This window comes from Streptomyces sp. SBT349 (assembly GCF_001083795.1).
In the GTDB taxonomy this organism is placed as follows: Bacteria; Actinomycetota; Actinomycetes; order Streptomycetales; family Streptomycetaceae; genus Streptomyces.
In genome coordinates this window covers 1-3,342 of sequence record NZ_LAVK01000540.1, presented here as the reverse complement: position 1 = coordinate 3,342, position 3,342 = coordinate 1, and the positions used below count along the sequence as shown (strand labels likewise).

The 3,342-nt window shown below is 71.2% G+C and carries 2 protein-coding genes and 1 pseudogene; 1 reads left to right on the top strand and 2 read right to left on the bottom strand.

Features of this window, described 5'->3' with window-relative positions:
- Window positions 1-246 precede the first annotated feature (246 nt).
- Complete coding sequence (locus tag ADY01_RS34275; RefSeq protein WP_049580684.1) at window positions 247-450, top strand: hypothetical protein; 204 nt, start codon at window positions 247-249, stop codon at window positions 448-450.
- Window positions 451-521: 71 nt separating this feature from the next.
- On the opposite strand, the gene ADY01_RS34270 is transcribed toward ADY01_RS34275, so the two are convergent.
- Both ADY01_RS34270 and ADY01_RS34265 read right to left on the bottom strand, forming a co-directional pair.
- Window positions 522-3,101: an ABC transporter permease gene (locus ADY01_RS34270; protein WP_049580683.1), complete on the bottom strand. Its 2,580-nt coding sequence runs from the start codon at window positions 3,099-3,101 to the stop codon at window positions 522-524.
- A pseudogene (locus tag ADY01_RS34265) lies at window positions 3,098-3,342 on the bottom strand (ABC transporter ATP-binding protein); the annotation flags it as partial. The pseudogene ADY01_RS34265 and the gene ADY01_RS34270, both read right to left, overlap by 4 nt.

Below are 3,342 nucleotides of genomic sequence, written 5' to 3'. Positions count from 1 at the left end.
CCCCACCGGTGCGTCCTCCGACGCTGGTCAACCGCGAATCCACGGGCCCGGCCCCGGGAGGGGCCGCCCCGGAGGGTCCCACCGCGGGACAGGCCGAACCGGCGCGGTGAAGGGCGTCGGGTGGAGCGGCGGTCATGGAGGCGTGGTGGGCCCCGGCCGTGTCCGTTCGGCGCCCGGGATGGCGACCGGGGCGTGAGGTGTCGCGCGAGGCCGTGAGGCGGCACTTCGCCGACCCGCCCTCGCCCCATGACGCCCTATGAGCGCGGGCGCGCGGAGTCCTTCGCCGGGCGTCTCGCCTTCGCGTGGCGGGCCGAGGTCGGCAACGACGGTTCGGGGCGGGTGGCGGAGCGGGCCGGGCTCCCTGGGGAGGCGGTGCTGTGGCGGCTGGTCCACCGCGGCGAGCGGGTGGGCGCCGCGGTGGGATGGCTGGTGCCGGTGGAGTTGTCCTGACGCGGGCCGCCCGCCCACCCCCGGCGAGGGGGTGGGCGGGCGGCGGGGAACGCGAGTGGCCGGAGGGCCGGTCACTCGGTGGCGATCGCGTTCAGCACGTTCATCCGGCCCGCGCGGAATGCGGGAAGGAGGGCGGCCAGGAGGCCGACGACCGCGGAGCCGATGAAGACGCCGATGATCGTGCCCCACGGGATCTCCAGGACGTCCATCCCCTCCAAGGCCAGCAGTTGCTGGCCCGCCGCGCCCCAGGCCATGCCGAGGCCGAGGCCGAGGAGGGCGCCGAAGAGGGCGATCACGATGGACTCCAGGCGGATCATCCGGCGCAGCTGGCGGCGGGAGAGGCCGATCGCCCGCATCAGGCCGATCTCCCTCGTCCGCTCGATGACCGACAGCGCCAGCGTGTTCACCACGCCCAGGATGGCCACGATGATCGCCAGTGCCAGCAAGCCGTAGACCATGTTGAGCAGTTGCCCGACCTGACCCTGGATCAGGTCCTTGTACTCGGCCTGGTCCCTGACCTCCATCTGCGGGTACGGCTCCATCGCCGTCTCCAGCGAGGCGCGCGCCGCTTCCTGCCGGCCGTCCTCCGCCGTGGCGAACAGGACGAACGGCAGCGCGATCTGCTCCTCCGGCACATGCCGCTGGAGCGTCTCCAGGGAGACGTTCCACGCCGCGGAGATGGTGGACCCGGTGTTCACGATGGCGGCCACCATGAGCGTGGCCTCGTTGCCGCCGTCGAACGTGACGGTCACCTCGTCCCCGACGGCGACGCCCTCCTCCTCGGCGTAGTCGGAGGCGACGGAGATGGCGTCCGACTCGTAGATGTCGGCGATGTCGCCCTCGGCGACGTCGAGTTCGACGTCGTCCGTGTAGCTGGGCGGTGCCGCGCCGAGCCAGATGTCGTCCTCCCCGCCGGCCGAGTCGGTGATCTGGCCCTCGATCTGGTGGAACGGCGTGACGCTGGCCAGGCCCTCGGTATCGGCGACGGCGTCGGTGATCTCGGGCAGGACGGGCGTGAAGTTCCCCGTCTGGATGATGTAGTCGGCACCGAGCGAGCTGTCGATCTCCTCGGTGGCCGAGGCCACCATCGAGGAGCCGACCACCGAGAGGCCCGCGACCAGCGCGAGGCCGATCATCAGAGCGGAGGCGGTGGCGCCGGTGCGGCGGGGGTTGCGCAGCGCGTTCCGTTCGGCGAGGCGGCCCACCGGGCCGAAGCCGCGCAGCACCAGGGCGCTGATGCCCCGGACCACGAGGCCGACCAGCGCGGGCCCGACCAGGATCATGCCGACGAGGCTGAACAGGATGCCCAGCGCCAGGAAGCCCGCGCCGCCCGCCGCGTCCTCCGCGGAGGCGGTGGCCCCCAGCGAGACGAGGCCGAGGACCGTGAGCACGGCGCCGATCAGCGCCCGAATCCGTCCCGCCCGCACGTCCCCGGGCATGCCCGCGTCACGCAGCGCGGCCATCGGGCTGATCGTCCCGGCCCTGCGGGCGGGGATGTAGGCGGCGATCAGCGTGACGAGCACGCCGAGCACGACGCCGACGATCGGCACCGAGGGGCTGATGGTGAGGTCCTCGGTGCTCAGGTTGAGCCCGACGGCGCTCATCAGGGCCATCAGGCCGACCGCGAGCCCCACGCCGACGCCGAAGCCGACGATCGACGCGATGATGCCGAGGAGCAGCGCCTCGATCAGCACGGACCGGTTGATCTGGCGGCGGCTCGAACCGATCGCCCGCATCAGCCCGATCTCCCGGGTCCGCTGCGCGACCAGCATCGAGAACGTGTTGACGATGAGGAAGATGCCGACCAGCAGCGCGATGCCGGCGAAGCCGAGCAGCACGTACTCCAGGATGCTCAGCACCTGGCCGATCGCGTCGCGGTTCTCCTCGATGTACTCGTCCGCGGTCTGGAGCTTGTAGGTGTCGGCGCCGATGACGGCGGCGATCGCGCTCTTCAGTTCCTCGTCGGATATCTGCCCGTTCGAGTCCACATAGATGTTGGTGATGTCCTCGGAGCCGCCCAGCAGGTACTCCTGGGCGGTGGGCAGGTCGGTGTAGATGATGGCGGCGCCGGGGTTGGTGATCTGGAACTCGGCGATCCCGCTGACCGTGACCGGGAAGTCCCCGAAGACCGTCAGCAGGCGCATCCGGTCGCCGAGCGCGAGGTTCTTGTCCTCGGCGGTCTGGGAGTCGATCATCACCTGGTCGCGGCCCTCGGGCGGCGAGCCCTCGACGACCTCCATGGAACGAAGCTCGATCTCGGACCAGTTGGTGACGATGGTCGGCGCCCCGGTGCTGGGGCTCACGTTCTCGTTCTGGTCGTCCACCACCACGGCGCTGGTGGACGCGACCGTGCCGGTCACCTGCTCCACGCCGTCGACCGCGGAGACCTCGTCCACCAGCGTGCTGGGAACGGTCTCGGGCCGCCCGGTGGCGGAGCCCTCCTCGACCACGCTGCCGTCCTCGTCCTCCGCCGCGATCATGACATTCGACGCGGTCTCGGCGAACAGCGCGTCGAACGTCGTGTTCATCGTGGCGGTGAACACCAGCGTCCCGCAGACGAACGCCACCGAGAGGACCACGGCCATCCCGGAGAGGATCATCCGCCACTTGTGCGCGAAGAAGCTGCGCAGCGACGTCTTCAGCACACTCACGACGTGCGCCCCTGGGCGTCGAATCCGCGCATCCTGTCCAGGACCAGGTCGGCCGTCGGGTCACGCATCTCGTCGACGATCCTGCCGTCCGCGAGGAACACGATGCGGTCGGCGTAGGCGGCGGCGACGGGGTCGTGGGTGACCATGACGATGGTCTGGCCGAGGTCGTCGACGGAGCGGCGCAGGAAGCCGAGGACTTCGGCGCCGGCGCGGGAGTCGAGGTTGCCGGTGGGTTCGTCGC